16 protein-coding genes are annotated in these 19,193 nt (G+C 41.8%); 2 read left to right on the forward strand and 14 right to left on the reverse strand.

What is annotated here, in order from left to right; all coding sequences use genetic code 11:
* The first annotated feature begins 1 nt into the window (after nucleotide 1).
* Both PAN07_RS12345 and PAN07_RS12350 read left to right on the forward strand, forming a co-directional pair.
* Nucleotides 2-415 carry a hypothetical protein gene (locus PAN07_RS12345; RefSeq protein WP_125416135.1) on the forward strand — a complete coding sequence of 138 codons (414 nt, stop codon included), beginning with the start codon at nucleotides 2-4 and terminating at the stop codon, nucleotides 413-415.
* An 18-nt stretch (nucleotides 416-433) separates the two neighbouring features.
* Complete coding sequence (locus PAN07_RS12350; protein ID WP_125416137.1) at nucleotides 434-847, forward strand: hypothetical protein; 414 nt, start codon at nucleotides 434-436, stop codon at nucleotides 845-847.
* 38 nt (nucleotides 848-885) lie between these two features.
* Here PAN07_RS12350 and dtd read toward each other — a convergent pair whose 3' ends face one another.
* The 14 genes from dtd to PAN07_RS12420 all read right to left on the reverse strand — a co-directional run bounded on the left by dtd (nucleotide 886) and on the right by PAN07_RS12420 (nucleotide 19,180).
* Nucleotides 886-1,329, reverse strand: coding sequence for a D-aminoacyl-tRNA deacylase (dtd, locus tag PAN07_RS12355; protein WP_049552187.1), 444 nt, complete (start codon nucleotides 1,327-1,329; stop codon nucleotides 886-888).
* Nucleotides 1,330-1,358: 29 nt separating this feature from the next.
* Nucleotides 1,359-3,581 carry a bifunctional (p)ppGpp synthetase/guanosine-3',5'-bis(diphosphate) 3'-pyrophosphohydrolase gene (locus tag PAN07_RS12360; protein ID WP_269797996.1) on the reverse strand — a complete coding sequence of 741 codons (2,223 nt, stop codon included), beginning with the start codon at nucleotides 3,579-3,581 and terminating at the stop codon, nucleotides 1,359-1,361.
* Nucleotides 3,582-3,715: 134 nt separating this feature from the next.
* Nucleotides 3,716-4,846: a sn-glycerol-3-phosphate ABC transporter ATP-binding protein UgpC gene (ugpC, locus tag PAN07_RS12365; RefSeq protein WP_000229953.1), complete on the reverse strand. Its 1,131-nt coding sequence runs from the start codon at nucleotides 4,844-4,846 to the stop codon at nucleotides 3,716-3,718.
* 112 nt (nucleotides 4,847-4,958) lie between these two features.
* On the reverse strand, nucleotides 4,959-5,828 hold the full coding sequence (locus PAN07_RS12370) for a PucR family transcriptional regulator (protein WP_269797997.1): 870 nt from the start codon (nucleotides 5,826-5,828) through the stop codon (nucleotides 4,959-4,961).
* A 3-nt stretch (nucleotides 5,829-5,831) separates the two neighbouring features.
* Nucleotides 5,832-6,218, reverse strand: a complete 387-nt coding sequence (locus PAN07_RS12375; protein WP_049511045.1) for a Mini-ribonuclease 3 — start codon at nucleotides 6,216-6,218, stop codon at nucleotides 5,832-5,834.
* On the reverse strand, nucleotides 6,211-7,554 hold the full coding sequence (gene cysS, locus PAN07_RS12380; protein WP_269797998.1) for a cysteine--tRNA ligase: 1,344 nt from the start codon (nucleotides 7,552-7,554) through the stop codon (nucleotides 6,211-6,213). Before cysS ends, PAN07_RS12375 begins: the two co-directional genes overlap by 8 nt.
* 81 nt (nucleotides 7,555-7,635) lie before the next feature.
* Nucleotides 7,636-8,520 carry a GNAT family N-acetyltransferase gene (locus tag PAN07_RS12385; RefSeq protein ID WP_269797999.1) on the reverse strand — a complete coding sequence of 295 codons (885 nt, stop codon included), beginning with the start codon at nucleotides 8,518-8,520 and terminating at the stop codon, nucleotides 7,636-7,638.
* 11 nt (nucleotides 8,521-8,531) lie between these two features.
* Nucleotides 8,532-9,149, reverse strand: a complete 618-nt coding sequence (gene cysE / locus PAN07_RS12390) for a serine O-acetyltransferase (RefSeq protein ID WP_115904920.1) — start codon at nucleotides 9,147-9,149, stop codon at nucleotides 8,532-8,534.
* Between the two features lie 15 nt (nucleotides 9,150-9,164).
* The gene (gene pnp, locus PAN07_RS12395) at nucleotides 9,165-11,378 is read right to left on the reverse strand and encodes a polyribonucleotide nucleotidyltransferase (protein WP_115904921.1); all 2,214 of its coding nucleotides are present in this window, start codon (nucleotides 11,376-11,378) and stop codon (nucleotides 9,165-9,167) included.
* Between the two features lie 450 nt (nucleotides 11,379-11,828).
* On the reverse strand, nucleotides 11,829-12,695 hold the full coding sequence (metF, locus tag PAN07_RS12400) for a methylenetetrahydrofolate reductase [NAD(P)H] (RefSeq protein WP_261121388.1): 867 nt from the start codon (nucleotides 12,693-12,695) through the stop codon (nucleotides 11,829-11,831).
* A gap of 61 nt (nucleotides 12,696-12,756) precedes the next feature.
* Nucleotides 12,757-15,006: a 5-methyltetrahydropteroyltriglutamate--homocysteine S-methyltransferase gene (metE, locus tag PAN07_RS12405; RefSeq protein WP_084862958.1), complete on the reverse strand. Its 2,250-nt coding sequence runs from the start codon at nucleotides 15,004-15,006 to the stop codon at nucleotides 12,757-12,759.
* Between the two features lie 244 nt (nucleotides 15,007-15,250).
* A complete protein-coding gene (locus PAN07_RS12410) occupies nucleotides 15,251-15,613 on the reverse strand; it encodes a TIGR02328 family protein (protein WP_084862956.1) in 363 nt (120 codons plus the stop codon).
* Nucleotides 15,597-16,001 carry a YbgA family protein gene (locus PAN07_RS12415; RefSeq protein WP_247933451.1) on the reverse strand — a complete coding sequence of 135 codons (405 nt, stop codon included), beginning with the start codon at nucleotides 15,999-16,001 and terminating at the stop codon, nucleotides 15,597-15,599. The genes PAN07_RS12410 and PAN07_RS12415 overlap by 17 nt, the downstream gene beginning before the upstream one ends.
* Nucleotides 16,002-16,135: 134 nt before the next feature.
* On the reverse strand, nucleotides 16,136-19,180 hold the full coding sequence (locus PAN07_RS12420; protein WP_269798000.1) for a type I restriction endonuclease subunit R: 3,045 nt from the start codon (nucleotides 19,178-19,180) through the stop codon (nucleotides 16,136-16,138).
* Nucleotides 19,181-19,193: the final 13 nt, after the last annotated feature.

Here is a 19,193-nt window from a genome sequence, read left to right on the forward strand (position 1 = left end):
TATGAAAAATCTCTTTAGACTCCATTTCGTAGCAATTGCAGTTATCGATTTGCTACTATTGGCATTTTTTAGCAAAAGACCCGAGACATCTTTGGACTGGCTCTTGCTCTCTGGTTTTATTTTCCTCCTTGCTCAGAGTCTACTACTATTTCGCTTGGTCGTCCGACTCAAACATCAATTCGCTGAGATTTATCCTCAAATCAATAAAAAGATTCGCTTCTACTATTTAGGGGTTCTCTCCATTGATTTTCTATTTTTTGTCCTCTTAGCCTTCATTAGTTCTCAGCGTTTTTACTCTCTTATGCCAATCATCACTGCTTGCCATTCTACTTTATATTATATGACGGCTGACTACCTAAGAGAACACTATCCAGACTTTTACGACAAACATATCTCTTTATGGAAGTGTCTCTAAGGAAAAGGAGGTTTTAGCATGAAAAAAATCATCTCCATCAAAACCATTCAACTCCTTATCATAGATGGAATTATGCTTGCACTTTTGACATTTAAAGGGGGGCTTACTTGGGACTGGATTTTGATTTATAGCGGTTGGCTCATTTTCTTTCATCCTGTGCTATTGACCTATCTTTCCAACCAACTTTGTGACCACTTTAGTCAACTCTATTCCCAGATTAGACTCAGATTCTGGCGTTTTGCCTTACAAATCATTCTATGGGATATCTTGATAATTCTCTCCTTGATATGTTTAAGTGGTATGCCACTTTTCCTTCAGGGAACTCTCCTAATCTTAGGACACCTCATCTTCTCCTACCGCATAATCCAAAGCCTGAAAAGAGATTTCCCCAAGGCATATCAGGAACCGATTTCATTTTGGAGTATTTTGTGATAGATAAGAAAAACCAAGCCGACTGGGCTTGGTCTTTCTTATCTATTTTTAGTATCAAGGATAATGGTAACTGGACCGTCATTGACCAGTTCAACCTGCATATCCGCTCCAAAGATGCCTGTCTGAACGGGTACTTCTTGCGCTAATTTTTTATTGAATGCATCATAGAAGTCTGATGCCATATCAGGCTTGGCTGCACCTGTAAAGGCTGGACGATTGCCTTTCTTAGTATCCGCAAAGAGGGTAAACTGAGAAATAGAGAGGATTTCTCCTTCAATATCTTTGACAGACAGGTTCATCTTGCCTTCTGCGTCTGAAAAAATCCGCATGTTGACAAGCTTTCTCACAGCATAGTCCAAATCTTCCTCTTGGTCCTCTGGTCCAACACCAACCAGCAATAGGAGCCCCTGATTGATTTTTCCCTGAACCTGACCTTCGATACTCACTTGGGCTTTTTTAACCCGTTGGATAATGATTTTCATAATAGCCTTTCTAGTAAGAGCTAGGACAATTAGCCATTGGTTCGTTTGACAGAATAAACTTCTGGCACACTCTTAATCTTGTCCACGACCGTGGTCAGCGTCGAGAGATTGGCAATGCCAAAGGACACATGGATATTAGCAAACTTCATATCCTTGGTTGGTTGAGCATTGACCGTTGAAATATTCTTGGTTGTGTTTGAAAGAACTTGCAGTACATCGTTCAACAGTCCTGTACGGTTGAGGCCATAAATATCGATATGAGCCATATACTCCTTATTTGAGCTAGAATACTGGTCTTCCCACTCCACATCAAGGAGACGTTGCTCGTAGTTTTCTTGGGCACGCAGGTTCATACAATCCACACGGTGAATAGCTACACCACGACCCTTGGTAATATAACCAACAATATCGTCACCAGGAACAGGATTACAACACTTAGCAATCCGCACTAAGAGGCCTGATGCACCTTCAATGACCACACCACCCTCATGCTTTACCTTGAGGGTTTCTTTATTTTCAACCTTGATCTCGCCACCTTTGACAAGTTCTTCTGCTTCAGCCTTGGCCTTGGCACGTTCTTCCTCACGGCGTTCCTTTTCAGTCAGACGGTTAAAGACGGTAATAGCACCGATTTCTCCAAAACCAATGGCCGCAAAAAGGGATTCTTCTGTCTTGTAGCTAGTCTTTTGCAAAACTTGGTCCATGTGACGCTTGTCCATGAATTTATTAGCTACATAGCCGTTTTCTTGGAACTGAGCCATCAGCATTTCACGACCCTTGTTGACAGACAATTCCTTATCTTGATTTTTAAAGAACTGACGAATCTTGTTACGCGCCTTGCTGGTCTTGACCATATTGAGCCAGTCACGGCTTGGCCCAAATGAGTTGGGGTTGGTGACAATTTCAACCTGATCCCCTGTCTTGAGCTTGGTTGTCAGTGGAACCATACGACCATTGACCTTGGCACCCGTCGCTTTCTCCCCAACTTTTGTATGGATTTCATAGGCAAAGTCAATCGGTCCTGAATCTTTTGGAAGGGAACGGACAGCTCCATCTGGGGTAAAGACGTAAATCTCCTCAGCCAGATAGTTTTCCTTCACAGAGTCCACAAATTCCTTGGCATCATCAGCCTGGTCTTGGAGCTCCATCATCTCCTTGATCCAGTTCATCCCGATAGCTGATTCCTTGCTGTTAACCTGCCCCTTGATGCCCTTCTTATAAGCCCAGTGAGCTGCAACCCCGTACTCAGCGACCTCGTGCATTTCCTTGGTCCGAATCTGGAATTCAATCGGCCCTTTTGGCCCATAGACAGTCGTATGGATAGACTGATAACCATTGGCCTTGCGGTTAGCGATATAGTCTTTGAAACGACCTGGCATTGGTTTCCAAAGCTCATGTACATAACCAAGCATGGCATAAACATCACTTTGGGTATCTAAAATACAGCGAATGGCAATCAGGTCATAGATTTCCTCAAACCGTTTTCTCTTGTCCTGCATTTTGCGGAAAATCGAGTAAATATGCTTGGGGCGACCGTAAATCTTCCCTTTCAAGTGACGATCCGTCGTATATTCCTCTAATTTTGTAACTACCTCATCCACCAAGGCTTCACGCTCTCTGCGTTTTTCCTTCATCATATGGGTAATCTTGTAAAACTCCGTTGGATTAAGATAACGGAAAGATAGGTCTTCCAATTCCCATTTAACGCTAGAAATCCCCAGACGGTGGGCAAGCGGCGCATAGATTTCCATAGTTTCTTTGGAAATACGCTCCTGCTTGTCTTTTCGAAGATGTTTCAGGGTCCGCATATTGTGTAAGCGGTCAGACAGTTTGACCAAGATAACGCGGATGTCCTCAGACATGGCCATGAGCATCTTGCGATGATTTTCAGCCAACTGCTCCTCGATCGATTTGTACTCTACCTTACCGAGCTTGGTAACCCCATCTACGATTACCCGCACATCAGGACCAAACTCTCTTTCCAAATCATCCAGAGTCGCTTCTGTATCTTCTACCACGTCATGCAAGAAACCACAAGCTACCGTTACAGCATCCAGCTTGAGCTTAGCTAAAATACCTGCCACTTGGATAGGGTGAATAATATAAGGCTCACCTGATTTGCGATATTGACCACTATGGCAATCCACCGCATAGACCAAGGCCTTATGGACAAAATGGACATCCTCTTCCGTCAAATATTCTTTGGTTAAAGCGACAACTTCTTCGCCTGTTAAATTCACTTCTTTTGGCATCTCTACTCTCCAATTCTTCCTACCATTTTATCACTTTTTTAAGAATATGAAAACTAGAAAATTCCCTCTCAATCAATCCACATCTCAAAAAACACTGCCAGATTTCTCTAGCAGTGTTTTAAGTTTCTTTTATCTTAGTAAACCGTTCTTTCAGTTTCTACATCGAAGAAGTGTGCTTTGTTCAAGTCAAATCCAAGTTCAACTGTTGCACCTGTTTGCAAGTAGTCACGAGCATCAACTTTGGCAACAAATTCATCTTTACCAACTTGGCAGTAAAGGTGAGATTCTGAACCAAGCAATTCTGATACTGAGATAGTAGCTTTGACAACTGATTCTGGGAATGTTTCAAGGAAAGCAGGTTCTGCATTCACGTCTTCTGGACGGATACCGAAGATCAATTCTTTACCTTCGTAGCCTTTTTCACGAAGAACTTTCAATGCGCCTTCTGGAACTTTCAAACGGAAACCGTCAGAAACAATTTCGCTACCAACTAATTTCACATTGATGAAGTTCATAGCTGGGCTTCCGATGAAGCCTGCTACGAATTTATTAACTGGGTTTTTGTAAACTTCTTGAGGAGTACCGATTTGTTCTACACGTCCGATAGTACCTGTACCAGCAGGATTCTTAGTTGCTGACATGATAACGATACGGTCTGCCAGTGTCATCGCTTCTGTTTGGTCATGAGTTACGTAGATAGTTGTAGCTCCGATACGACGGTGGATTTTAGCGATTTCAGCACGCATAGATACACGAAGTTTTGCATCCAAGTTTGACAAAGGTTCGTCCATCAAGAATACTTTTGCATCACGGACAATCGCACGACCCATGGCAACACGTTGACGTTGACCACCTGAAAGGTCAGCAGGTTTACGTTCCAAGAATTCTTTCAATCCAAGGATTTCAGCTGCTTCTTGCACACGTTTGTCGATGTCTTCTTTGCTGTATTTACGCAATTTCAAACCGAAAGCCATGTTGTCATAAACAGTCATGTGTGGGTAAAGAGCGTAGTTTTGGAATACCATGGCGATGTCACGGTCTTTTGGAGCGACGTCGTTGACAACCACGCCATCGATAGATGCAGTACCTTCTGTGATATCTTCAAGACCAGCAATCATACGAAGAGTTGTTGATTTACCACATCCTGAAGGACCTACGAAAACGATAAATTCTTTGTCTTTAATGTCCAAGTTGAAGTCTTCAACTGAATAGTGTTCGCTATTTGGATATTTTTTGTAAATATTTTTAAGATTCAATTCTACCATGAGGTGAACTCCTTTTGTCTTTTGATAGTTTTATTATAGATGAAAACGCTTTACTTTTCTATGGCAAGGTGACCAAAAAAATAAAAAAGTTCTGTGCAACTTGCACAAAACTTTAGAGAATATCTGGTAAAATCAATTGATAACACAGAGTAAGGTCGGTCAATTCCTTCAACTGAAGCCCTGTCAATTCTTCCCATTTATCAATCTTGTATTGAAGAGAATTACGGTGCAGATAGAGTTGCTGGGCTGTTTTTGTTAGAACAGCACTATTTTCCCAAAGAGAGAGAATGATTTCCTGAATCTGATCCTGCTCCAAAATCATCTGCTGCAAGCATTCCTTGATTGCTCTCAGGTTCACAAGTCTGTCCCCCATACTCCAAAGATAGAGTTGTGAAAAAGTGTGAACACCTTGGTGACCCTGACGCCACCAAGTCTTAAACAAATCCCGCTCCGCTTTAATCAAGTCTGATAGGGCTTGATGTCCTGTCTGAGACCAAATCTGGCCCAACATGATAGAGAGACGAAGTCCAAAGTCATACTCAACCGCTTCAATCGTATCACTTAAAATAGCTCGGACAGAGGTGTACTTATCTTGTTGAAGCACGAAAACATAATCCTGAGCTCCGACCTGAAGCACCGTCTGACAGTTGGGAAAAAGAGTCCGCATCATATCTAGCCAAGAAGCTAGATTTTCCTGCTGAAAATAGGAAAGATGACAATAAACCAACTGAATCTTTTTAAAAGTTTTCGGCGCCTGTCCCTTCCCCTCAATCAGATAGGGATACCAAGGATTGAGCGAACGAGCCTGCTCCTGCTGGGTCAAAAGGGCAACCAACTGCTTTTCACGCTCACTTAACCCAGCTTCCTCCAGCAAAATCCACTGCTGAGAAGCTAAAGGGAGGGTGAGATAGCCCTCTTTCTCTACTGGTTGGTCTGAAATCCAAGCTTCGGGAAACCAGTCTTGTAGTTCTTTTGACATCATATCCTAGCCCTCCACTTTTTGGATGCACCACGAAATCAAGCTCTCAAGACGTTCTAGATTAGCAGTCATATGGAGATAGCCCATGACGGCTTCAAAACCTGTGGACATACGGTAAGTCACTACATCAGCATTTTTAGCCTTGGTGTGGCTATTGGTATTGCGACCACGTTTGTAGATTTCTTCTTCTTTTTCCGTTAGAACTTGCTCCTCCAACATGAGGGCAATCAGGCGAGCTTGAGCCTTGGCTGAAACATACTTGGTCGCTTCTTGATGGAGTTTATTGGGTTTGGTCATGCCTTTGAGGATGAGGTGGCGGCGAATATACATGGAATAAACCGCATCTCCTTCAAAAGCTAGCGCAATCCCGTTAATGAGATTGACATCAATCACGTGTCCACCTCACTCCATCTTTGGTATCAAGGAGCTTAATTCCTTGAGCAGCCAATTGGTCACGGATTTGATCCGCTGTCGCAAAGTCACGATTTGCACGCGCTTCTTGACGTTTTTGGATCAAGTCTTCAATCTCTACATCCAAAACTTCCTCAACAAAGACAATTCCAAAGACTTCTAACATATCCGCAAGAGCTTGCTTAACACTTGCATCATAATTGCCAGAGTTAATCCACTTGGCCATTTCAAAGACTACTGTAATACCGTTGGCAGAGTTGAAATCCTCATCCATAGCCGCTACAAACTTATCTTTAAAGGATTGTAACTCTTGGGCGTCCACATTTCCTGTAAAAGGTTGCTCGTAAGTATTCTTCAGATACTTAAGATTAGTCTCTGCATCGCGCACCGCTTTTTCCGTAAAGTTGATTGGCTTGCGGTAGTGTTGAGTCGCAAAGAAGAAACGGAGTACTTGGCCATCGAGCGTTTTGAGAGCATCATGAACAGTGATAAAGTTCCCCAAGGACTTGGACATCTTGACATTGTCAATATTGACAAAGCCATTGTGCATCCAGTAGTTGGCAAAAGTCTTACCTGTTTTGGCTTCTGACTGGGCAATTTCATTGGTGTGATGCGGAAACTCCAGATCGGCTCCACCACCGTGGATATCAATGGTATCTCCCAAAATCTCTGTCGACATGACTGAACACTCGATGTGCCAGCCCGGACGACCAGGTCCCCAAGGACTGTCCCAAGAAATCTCGCCTGATTTGGCAGATTTCCAGAGGGCAAAGTCTACAGGATTTTCCTTACGAGCTGTTTCTTCATCGGTACGACCTGAAGCACCTAGCTCCAAATCTTCCAAGGTTTTATTGGCCAACTTGGCATAGTTATGAGATTTTTCCACACGGAAATAGACATCTCCTTGGCTCTCATAAGCAAAGCCTTTTTCAATCAAATCTTCCACAAAGCGGATAATGTCAGCCATAAACTCCACCACACGCGGATGGCGAGTCGCAGGTTTGACGCCCAAGGCCGTCACATCCTCACGAAAGGCAGCGATGTACTTGTCTGCAACCTCCTGAGGCGTGATTCCTTCTTCCTTGGCACGGTTGATAATCTTATCATCCACATCCGTAAAATTGGAAATATAGGCAACATCATAACCACGGTATTCAAAATAACGACGAATGGTATCAAAAGCCACCGTTGAACGAGCATTCCCCACGTGAATATAGTTGTACACCGTTGGCCCACAGACATACATCTTAACCTTACCGTCCTCAATCGGTATAAATTCTCGCAAATCACGAGACATGGTGTCATAGATTTTAATCATAAAACATAGTCAGGAAATCCAAAATTCAAGAACAGTTAGTTTCATCACTAAGAGTTCAATTCAATTTCAGTCCGAATCTCTCTACACTTCGGAATCCCTTGCTCCTTTCTCATTCAGATAAACCACCTGGGTCTGTTTGACAAAGCCAATTTTTTCATACAAGCGCTTGGCACCTACATTGCTGTCCTCTACTGCAATCTGAAATTCCTTGTCATTTTGCTCAATTAGTTGGTTGACAAGGGATTTTGCTAAGTAGCTTCCATAGCCTTTCCCACGTTCAAGTTCTGATATTGCTAAACCGTAGAAGTAATTCGTATTAGTCGATAAATCTACCGTGCAAGTTCCAATAATCTGACCGTCTTTTAACAAAATATATAAGCGACTTTCTAGATCCTTCAGAGCTTCAGCGACATATCTATCCACAATCTCTCTAGATTCATGATCTTCTGAGAATGCCTGAAATTTTAACTGACTAATTTGATCCTGATACGAACTATCTGCTAACAAAACTTCAAGATTGGAAACATTTGCTAACGGATAAGGTTTTCTATCCTTACCTAACCAAGTTTCTGTCTCTTCATCCTCGACCAATCCCCAGTTGCTAACAAAATCAGGATGGCGATCTAGAAAAACACGCTCTGTCTGAAAAGTGACTGAATGAATCGGAAAAGAAGCTGTTTCTCTCTCAAAACTAGTAAACAATGCACGCGCAATTCCCTGACGGCGATGATCTGGATGAACCAGTATCGTCACTTCCACATCTTGGTCATCTGCATAGACAGTTAATAAACCAACAAGTTCGCCTTTTTCATAATAAAGGAAAAAGGCGGGCATGTTTGGGTCAAAATTAAGCATGTTAGATAGATAGGGAGCACGATAGGTACCGTCATAGTTTTGGCAACAGTTAATTAGTTTTTTCGCCTCAGATAGCTCCTCTTGGCTTAACTTGTTTCTTGCTTGAATCATATAGGTACCCTCTACAACCCCGACGATCTGTGACTGGCTTCTTTAGCCTGCTCGAGTTTATTGACGTAGTACTCTCGTTTTTCTTCAACTTCGTGGATAGTCGGTTCATCCTTCTGTCCATGAACTCGGACAATCTTGGCCGGAATACCGACAACCGTCACATCACTAGGTACATCTGCTACGACAACTGCTGCAGCACCGACCTTGGCATTTGCACCAATTTCTACAGGACCAATGACTTGGGCATGTGCTGATATAAGGGCACCCTGACGAACGGTCGGATGGCGTTTGCCACAGTCTTTCCCTGTTCCCCCAAGAGTCACCCCATGATAGAGAAGAACGCCTTTTTCAACAATCGCTGTTTCTCCAATCACCAAGCCTGAACCGTGGTCGATAAAGACACCTGAATCGATCTGAGCACCTGGATGAATCTCAATCTGAGTCCAAAAGCGCCAAAACTGACTGTGCATACGAGCCAAGAGTTTGAAGCCATGCTTCCAGAGAAAATGCGAAAGACGGTGGGCCGCCAAGGCCTTGACACCTGGATAAGTCAGCAAAACCTCCAAAGTGGTGCGGGCCGCTGGATCATTTTCTTTTACGATATCAATGGTTTCGCGCCACCATCCCATACATTTCTCCTTTTCTTATTCTGAATCTTTTGGTGTTTCTGTAATTTCTTTCTTAGGTTTGTGATCCTTGTGATGACGTGGGCGGTAAGGACGCTCTGATTTTTCACCTTTTTCATCACGTTCAGGTTTTGGAGGACGAGGAAGAAGGGCTTTCATAGAAGCATCCACACGTCCTTTTTCATCAATCTTGATAACCTTAACATCAACTTCATCCCCGATTGCTACCAAGTCTTCGACATTATTGGTACGCGTCCAAGCCATCTCAGAGATATGAACAAGGGCATCTGTCTTATCAAAGAGGTTGACAAAGGCACCAAATTTCTCGATACGAACGACTTTAGCACGGTAAACTTCATCCACTTTGGCTTCACGGACCAAACCAGCAATAATCTCTTTAGCACGATTAATGGCATCTTGATCGCTAGAGTAGATAGACACATTTCCTTCTTCATCGATATCAATCTTAACGCCTGTTTCAGCGATAATCTTGTCAATGGTTTCTCCACCCTTACCGATGACAATCTTAATCTTGTCCACATCAATCTTGATGGTATCAATTTTCGGAGCAGTTGGAGCCAATTCTGGACGAACTTCTGGAATGGTTGCTTCAATCACATCAAGGATTTCAAAACGAGCTTTCTTGGCTTGGGCAAGGGCTTCAGTCAAGATTTCTGCAGTGATCCCTTGGATCTTGATATCCATTTGAAGGGCTGTAATCCCGTCACGAGTTCCTGCAACCTTGAAGTCCATGTCTCCAAAGTGATCTTCCAAACCTTGGATATCTGTCAAGACTGTATAGTTGTTTCCATCTGAAATAAGACCCATGGCAATTCCTGCTACTGGCGCCTTGATTGGCACACCACCAGCCATAAGGGCAAGCGTTCCCGCACAGATAGAAGCCTGAGATGAAGAACCATTTGATTCCAAGACCTCAGCTACCAAACGGATAGCATATGGGAATTCTTCCAAACTTGGCAAGACTTGAGCAAGAGCACGCTCACCAAGAGCACCGTGACCGATTTCACGACGACCAGGTGCACCGTAGCGTCCAGTTTCCCCTACAGAGTATTGAGGGAAGTTATAATGGTGCATAAAGCGTTTCTTATACTCTGGATCCAAACCATCAATGATTTGAGTTTCACCCATCGGAGCCAAGGTCAAGACTGAAAGGGCCTGAGTTTGCCCACGAGTGAAGAGACCTGAACCGTGCACACGAGGAAGGAAGTCAACAACCGCATCCAAAGGACGGATTTCATCGACCTTACGACCATCAGGACGAATCTTGTCTTCTGTAATCAAGCGGCGCACTTCTGCGTGTTCCATTTGTTCCAAGATTTCAGCCACATCACGCATGATACGATCAAATTCTTCGTGGTCTGCATATTTTTCTTCATACACAGCAGTAACTTGGTCCTTAACTGCTTGAGTTGCAGCTTCACGAGCCAATTTTTCTTCTACTTGAACTGCCTTTTGGAGGTCACTGTTGTAGGCTGCGATAATTTCAGCCTGCAATTCAGCATCCACATGAAGCAATTCTACTTCTGCTTTTTCCTTACCAACTGCTGCAACGATTTCTTCTTGGAAGGCAATCAATTCTTTGACTGCTTCGTGCCCTTTAAGGAGGGCTTCCAGCATGATTTCTTCTGACAATTCTTTAGCACCAGACTCTACCATGTTGATGGCGTGTTTGGTACCAGCTACTGTCAATTCAAGGAGCGATTGCTCTGCTTGTTCTTGCGTAGGGTTGATGATGATTTGACCATCTACATAGCCCACTTGTACCCCAGCAATTGGTCCGTCAAATGGAATATCTGAAATAGACAATGCTAATGATGAACCAAACATAGCTGCCATTGGTGCAGAGGCATTTTCATCATAAGAAAGCACTGTGTTAATCACTTGCACTTCATTACGGAAACCTTCCGCAAACATAGGACGGATTGGACGGTCAATCAAACGCGCTGTCAATGTCGCATCCGTTGAAGGACGTCCTTCACGTTTCATAAAGCCACCAGGAAACTTCCCAGCCGCATACATTTTTTCTTCGTAGTTGACTTGAAGAGGGAAGAAATCTCCAGTTGCCATTTTCTTAGACATAACGGCAGCAGTCAAGACAGTTGACTCACCGTAACGTACAACAACTGCACCATTTGCTTGCTTAGCAACCTGACCAGTCTCTACAATTAACTCACGACCCGCAAAAGTCGTTTGAAACACTTGTTTTGTCATTTTAATCCCCTTTGGATTGATGAAATTATACGCCTTGCCTACAAAGATCAAGATACTAAGGACGTCAAAAGCAAAGTAAAAATAGGAAACTGACGAAGTCTTCGATGAAGACAAGACAGTTTATCTTTTTTACACAGCTTTTCGGCCGGGTTCAATTATACAAGATAGCATTCGATTTCCTAGTGTGCGATGCACACTAGGAAATCTATCTTTTTCACTAGGGATTTAGCCCGTGTTCAACTATTTAGATACTTTGAAAAGTTTAAAAATATTATTCTTTAGTATTTTTCCTTTTTATAGCAGATTTGAATAGTTAAAAACCTGTTTATACCCTCATCTTTGTATCAAGTACGTACAGAGTCTATTTTATCATATTTCTCTTAAAAAGTGCGGTCTTTACCATTAAAAAGGAACCATTCCCCTCACCTGAGAAGAATGGTTTGCTTTTTATTATCCTAGAGACTGGTGATTAAACAAAGCATGTGTTGCTTGGTGGATGTATTTTGCTGTTTCTGCATTGTTCATAGTGTAGAGATGCACTCCAGCAACATCTTGAGTTACCAAGTCCACGATTTGGTCCACTGCATAGGCAAGTCCTGCTGCTCTGAGCGACTCAGGGTCATGCTCATACTTGTCTAAGATAGCTTTAAATTTACGTGGAATATGGATATTCTCACAAGTCTTCAAGAGACGGAGAGCCTGATTTCGATTCAGAATTGGCATAATCCCTGCATGAATAGGAACATCAATCCCAGCCAAGATGCACTTGTCTTGGAAATCATAGAAGCGCTCATTGTCAAAGAAAAGCTGAGTTACGAGGCTGGAACAGCCTGCATCCACTTTCTTCTTAAGATTTTGAATATCTGAAATCTGATTTGGTGAATCTGGATGCCCTTCTGGATAGCATGCTCCGATAATATCAAAGTGAGGAGCTTGTTCCTTGATGAACTCAATCAAGTCAGTTGCGTAGCGGAAATCCTTTTGTGGCTCCACATCTGGAATAATATCCCCACGAAGAGCCAAGATTTTCTGCACGCCAACCTTGTCCAAGTCCGCAATGGTTTCAGCCACCTTGTCCTTAGTCAAATAGATGGCTGGCAAGTGAGCAATAGTCGGAATCGCCAAGTCATTTTGGATAAAGTCAGCCAAGCGAACCGTCGTTTCCTTGATATTAAACTTATTATTGCTGGCAGTTACACTAATAAAGTGGGGAGCCAACTCCTGCATATCTTGAAGAGCAGAAATAATTTTATCATTACCCACGGCTGGGTTTGGAGGGAACACTTCAAATGAGAGTGACGGTGTTTGGCGTGACATAGTCCTTATCCTTTTCTTTTTGATTTCATTTTGAACAACCGTTATAGGGAGAAATCTAATCTTACAATTTCTCACGCGCAGCTTTAGCTGCTTCAACAAGGCGGATCAAGCTTTCTTTTGTTTCTGGAATACCACGTGTTTTCAAACCACAGTCAGGGTTGATCCAAACTTTCTTGCTTGGCACTTTAGCAAGAATGGCTTCGATAGTATTATCGATTTCGCCTTCGTTCGGCACACGAGGTGAGTGGATATCGTAAACCCCAGGTCCCACTTCAGTTTGGAAGTTTTTCGCTTTGAGTTCGTCCAAGATTTCAAGGTTTGAACGGCTAGCTTCAAAGGAAATAACGTCCGCATCCATGTTGTCGATAGCTGGGATGATATCTGTAAATTCTGAGTAACACATGTGAGTGTGGATTTGTGTGTCTGGCGCTACTGTTGAGTGTACCAAGCGGAAGGCAGGAATTGCCCAGTCAAGGTAGTCTTCGTACCAGTCGCTACGACGGAGTGGCAATTTTTCACGAAGAGCAGCCTCGTCGATTTGGATGATTTTCACACCAGCAGCTTCAAGGTCAAGCACTTCATCCTTGATAGCAAGGGCGATTTGAAGAGTAGAATCCTTGATAGAGATGTCTTCACGTGGGAATGACCAGTTGAGGATGGTAACAGGTCCAGTCAACATACCTTTAACAGGTTTGTTTGTACGGCTTTGTGCATAGCTAGACCATTTAACAGTGATAGGGTTAAGACGAGTGACATCACCCCAGATGATTGGTGGTTTAACTCCACGCATACCGTATGATTGTACCCAACCATTTTTAGAGAAGAGGTAACCTGACAAGTTTTGACCGAAGTACTCAACCATGTCATTACGCTCAAATTCACCGTGAACAAGGACATCAAAGTCGATATCTTCTTGCCATTTGATCCATTCATCGATCGTTTCAGCAAGGAAAGCATCGTACTCTTCTTGAGACAATTCACCTTTACGGTAAGCCAAACGTTTAGCACGAACTTCTTTAGTTTGAGGGAATGAACCGATCGTTGTTGTTGGAAGAGCTGGAAGTTTGAAAGCTTCTTCCTGGATAGCTTCACGTTCTGCAAAGGCTGGCAAACGAGTGTAGTCTGCGTCTGTCAAGCCAGCGATACGCGCACGAAGTTCCGCATTTTCACCAACACGCTCAGTCGCAAAGAGTTCTTTGTTAGCTGCAAGTGCTTCTTCACCTTGACCATTGCGGATAGCATCCAAATCACGAATCTCATCCAATTTTTCAACTGCAAAGGCAAAGTGGTTCAAGATTGCTGGTTCAAATTCTTCATTAGCAGTTGTAAATGGCACATGAAGAAGTGAGCATGAGCTTGTCAATACAATGTTTTCAGCTGGGATTTGCTCAAGAACGGCCAAGCTCTTTTCGTAGTTGTTGCGCCAGATGTTTTTACCATTGACAATACCTGCATAAAGAGTCTTGTCAGCTGGGAAACCACCTTTAACCAATTCAAGAGTTTTCTTACCTTCAACGAAGTCAAGACCGATAGCATCTACTGGCAAGTTTACAAGGTCAGCGTAAACGTCACGAACATCTCCGAAGTAAGTTTGAAGCAAGACTTCAAGACCTTTTTTGTCAGCCAAAAGCTTGTTGTAGAGGTTCAAGAAGAGAGCTTTTTCTTCAGATGTCAAATCTTTTACAAGAGCAGCTTCGTCGAGTTGGATACGAGTCGCACCAAGTTCAGCCAATTTAGCAAAAACGTCTTGGTAAGCAGCCACTAAGCTGTCTACGAAGTCTTCTGCTTTCACGCCTTCTTCAAAGTCTGACAATTGAAGGAAAGTGAATGGACCTACAAGAACTGGACGAGTGTTCAATCCAAGTTCTTTGGCTTCTTGGAACTCATCAAAGATTTTGTGACCTGCAAGTTTGACTTGAGTGTCTTTTTCAAATTTAGGAACGATGTAGTGGTAGTTGGTGTTGAACCATTTCTTCATTGGAAGGGCGCGAACGTCTCCTTTTTCTCCTTGGTAACCACGACCCAAAGCGAAGTAGCGCTCAAGGTCAGACAAGTCCAAGTTTTGAACTGAAGCAGGTACCACGTTGAAAAGGAAAGCTGCATCTAGGAAGTTGTCATAGTGAGAAAAGTCATTTGATGGGATTTCAGTGATGCCTTTTTCTTTGACAATGTTCCAGTGTTTAGCACGCAAGTCTTTTGCGGCTGCCAAGAGTTCTTCTTCTGAGATTTCTTTTCTAAAGTATTTTTCAGTTGTAAATTTTAATTCGCGGAATTCGCCCAAACGAGGGAAACCGATGATTGTAGTTGACATGATGTGTCCTCCAAAATTTGTTGTTGAAACTATCTTAACAGAAAAGAAATCATCTGTATAATTGTAAAAAATTAGGCTTTGATATAGTTTGAAACTATATCTCTGTTTTAAACAAAGGAAAAAGACCTGAGACAAATGCCTCAAATCCTTTGTGTAGCTTGTTTTATAGCTCAATTTCAGTTAGAATACTCAAACGCGTTATTAGTAATTCTTATAAGTGACTATGGCTTGTTATTAGAAAAGACTATAAGTCAATCCCCTTCTCTCGGAGATTTGCCAGACACTCCTTATAGTAGGCAGCATCGTGCTCCTTGTAAATAGGGCTCGTCAAAGTCTCCTCAGGTAAATCCTCATAAGAAGGACAAATCTTACCACGGTAGTTCTTGTCCAGCCACTCTGGACTGACCTTAAAGCCTCGTTTCACCATCTCCTTCATGATCAAGTCATGATAAGCATAGAGACGATAGGGCGAGTGGGTAAAGACATAGTCCACCGTTGAATGCTTTCTGCCCCAGCCATTGCCACGCAGGGCGCAACACTCTCGATGTTGCCCCAAGAGTTGAGGACGAGGAAGCTGTGAAATCAAAGCCTCATGCCAAAGTCTCATGGGAGTCTCCTTCCAGTAAAGTCGAATGTTGCAAATAGGTATTTGGATAGCAATCAAGCAAGTCTCGAGTCTTAGTAATCAAGTCTTCCTTAGAAGCCTGACCAAAGCGGTAGCAATCCAGCAAGAGCATATAGTCCTTGCGCTCAGCATCTGTCGCTTTCTTTTTGAAATAGCCCCAAATATGCTGAAAGGCATTGCAAACCTGACCCCTATGCTCTGGAATCTGGCAGGCACGATCAATCATCTCTTGAACCTGAGTCACTTCCACCACTTCTTGCTTGAGATACTGACGAATCTCATTGTATATGTTACTGGAATAGCTCAAAACGAGGTATTTATTTCTAGCCCAGAGTTTCTGACAAAGGGCACGTTGGTTGTTATTTTCCATATTTCTCCTTACTTTCTACTAGTTCCCCAGAAATATGGAAACAAAGTTATTTTTATAAAATGAGCGAATTATGAGCGAATAAAGAGTGTTTTTTGTAGAGCCTGATTTTTATAATAAGTCTTAGTCGACAATCCTTAAATACCTGAATAAGTCTCTACTAACAACTGAATCTTACGTAAAACTTCTTGCTTTTTCCGTTCACGCGCTCCCTGTCTACGAGAAGTTGGTGGAATAATCGAATCTAAATCAGTCCCACTGTTTTCAGCATAACCTCGTTGAATTGATTTGTCGATGAATAATTGATAATCATCTACAAGTTTCTCAGACTCAGCTAGGTCATGAATCGCGATTTTCTTACGCTCCTTACCATATTCGTAGAAAGCATTGATAATACCATCATGGTCTTTCAATTTTTGCAAATCAGTGTCATTGATAAATCCAATAACCAACTCTTCTTTGGCACGAATATCGATACTAGAACGAATCACACGGCTAACTTCAGCTTTCATTGCTTCTTTAGACTCAGAATTCTTAGATTTTTCAACAATCAATGCCAAAATATAGTCTAGATTAATCTCATCTGTTTTTAAGAGTTCGATTTCAAATTCAACATCTGAAAGATCAACATCCAACTCCTTGGTCTTTTCATAATTTTTAAGGTTCAAAAATTCATCTCGAATTTCCACATAAGTGCTTCTTAAATCCTGAAGATAACCTTCTGAAATAGGTTTGTCGATTTCTTGGAATTCGTCATAATTTCGAAGAACATTATCAAGCTTCAACAACTCACCAAATAACTTAACAAATTCTTTTTTATCATGCTCTGTTTCAATTTCTTGTGGATTAGGGAATCTTTCCAAAATTTCCTGACAAACCGCAGTATAGCCTTTGACCTCAATACCCGTTACTTGATCCACGAAACCATCCATGTATTCACTAAAGCTTTTTTCTAAGATGATTTCAAGCTTATTGGTGTCTCCAAAAGTCTTAATAGCTTCTTGCGTAGCCTTTTCTAAATCACGGAAACAAACAATATTCCCAAAAGGTTTAACCTTGTTAAAAATTCGATTAGTTCTAGAAAAAGCCTGAATCAATCCATGATAACGTAGATTTTTATCGACAAAAAGTGTATTCATAGTCGGGGCATCAAATCCCGTCAAGAACATACCAACTACAATCAGCAAATCCACTTCCTTGGATTTAACTCGTTTGGAAAGGTCACGATAGTAATTTTGAAACTCTTTCCCATCAGCTGAGAAGTTGGTCTTGAACATGTGATTATAATCATTAATCGCTCTAGAAAGAAACTCTTTAGAAGATAGAGGCATGGCTGTATCTTGAGGCTCTAGCTCTTCATCTTGAATTTCTCCATAAGCTGACTGTTCTTCGTTAGGCGCAAAGCTAAAAATAGTCGCAACTTTCAATCGTTTAGCTTCTGGTAAAGCTGCTTGTTGTCGCTGGAGTTCGTCATAGTATAACTTAGCAGCTTCAATACTTTGTACAGCCAGCATAGCATTAAATCCAGCCAATTGTTTTTGTTTATGAGTATAGTATTGATTTCGGTGTGTTTTTGTATTATACACGCGAAGTAAGTATTCTGTGATGGTTGCTATCCTTTCTGGATGCAAAAGGAGTTCCTTCTCCATCTTTTTGAGTTTCTTCTCATCAAGCTCTCGGCCAACTGCTTTTTCAGCTTCTCTATACTTATTGATTTCAGGCTTAATATAGTTGTAATCAACCTTGAACTTCAATACTTTTTTATCTCGAATAGCATCCGTGATAACATAATTATGGAGCTGTTCTCCAAAAACTTCTTGTGTCGTTTCTCCCGTTAAGCTATTTTCTGGGAAAATTGGTGTCCCTGTAAATCCAAATAGGGCATACTGTTTAAAAGCCTTCTTAATACGCTTTTGAGCCTTCCCAAACTGTGAACGATGACACTCATCAAAAATCAAAACGCATTTTTTACTATATATCTCATGATTTGGATTTGCTGTTATAAATTTGTTTAGCTTTTGAATAGTTGTGACAACGATTCGATCATCATTTTCTTCGATACTGCGTTGGAGTTCTTTTGTATTGTTACTACCATTGACTGAATTTGGTTGGAATTTTTGATATTCCTTCATGGTTTGATAGTCTAAGTCTTTTCTATCTACAACGAAGATCACTTTGTCAATGTAGTCCAACTCGGTCGCTAAGCGCGCTGTCTTAAAGCTGGTCAAGGTTTTCCCTGACCCTGTCGTATGCCAGATATAGCCACAAGCATTGATTGTTCCAAAATTCTTCATCTCATTCGAGGAATGGATTTTTCTCAAAATACTCTCAGTAGCTGCTATCTGATAAGGACGCATAATGAGCAAGGTATTATCCACATCAAAAACACAATACTTGGTCAAAACTTCCAAGAGGACACGCTTGCTTAAGAAAGTAACGGTAAAATCTTCCAATTCGTGAATAGTCTTATTCTTACGGTCTGCCCACTCACAGGTAAACTCATAGTGATTTTTATTTTGAGCTGTCGTATTTGCAAAGTAGCGTGTATAAGTGCCATTCGAAATCACAAAAATCTGAACATACTTATACAAAGAATTTTCGCTGTTAAAGCTTTCCTTACTATAACGGTGAACCTGATTAAAGGCTTCTTGTAGACTAACTCCACGCTTCTTCAATTCAATCTGAACTAGCGGAAGACCATTGACTAAAATGGTCACATCATAACGGTTGGTATGACTCCCCACTTGCGTCACTTGGTTGATGACCTGCATACTGTTGTTGTGAATGTTTTTCTTGTCAAGGATAAAAATGTTTTTAATCCGTCCATCATCAAAAACAAAGTCATAGATATGATTTTCTTGGATTTTTCGTGTTTTTTCAACCAAACCTTCATTGGGACAGTCTAAATACTCGACTACAAAACGTTGCCATTCAGCATTCGTAAAGATCACCTTATTAAGCTTTTCAATTTGGACCTTTGCATTTGCTAAAAGCTCCGCAGGTGTATGGATATCCAATCGTTCATAATTGAGACCATTGACTAAATCCATAAGCAATTGTCTTTCCAAATCTGCCTCAGACTGAAATTCTCTATCTGTGCGATACTCTGGTTGATACTCAGCCAAGAGAATCCCTTCATTTGTTTCCGCAATTACTTCATGTACTTTTGAATAATCAACCATTGCATGCTTCCTT

The organism is Streptococcus sp. SM5, from assembly GCF_027497975.1.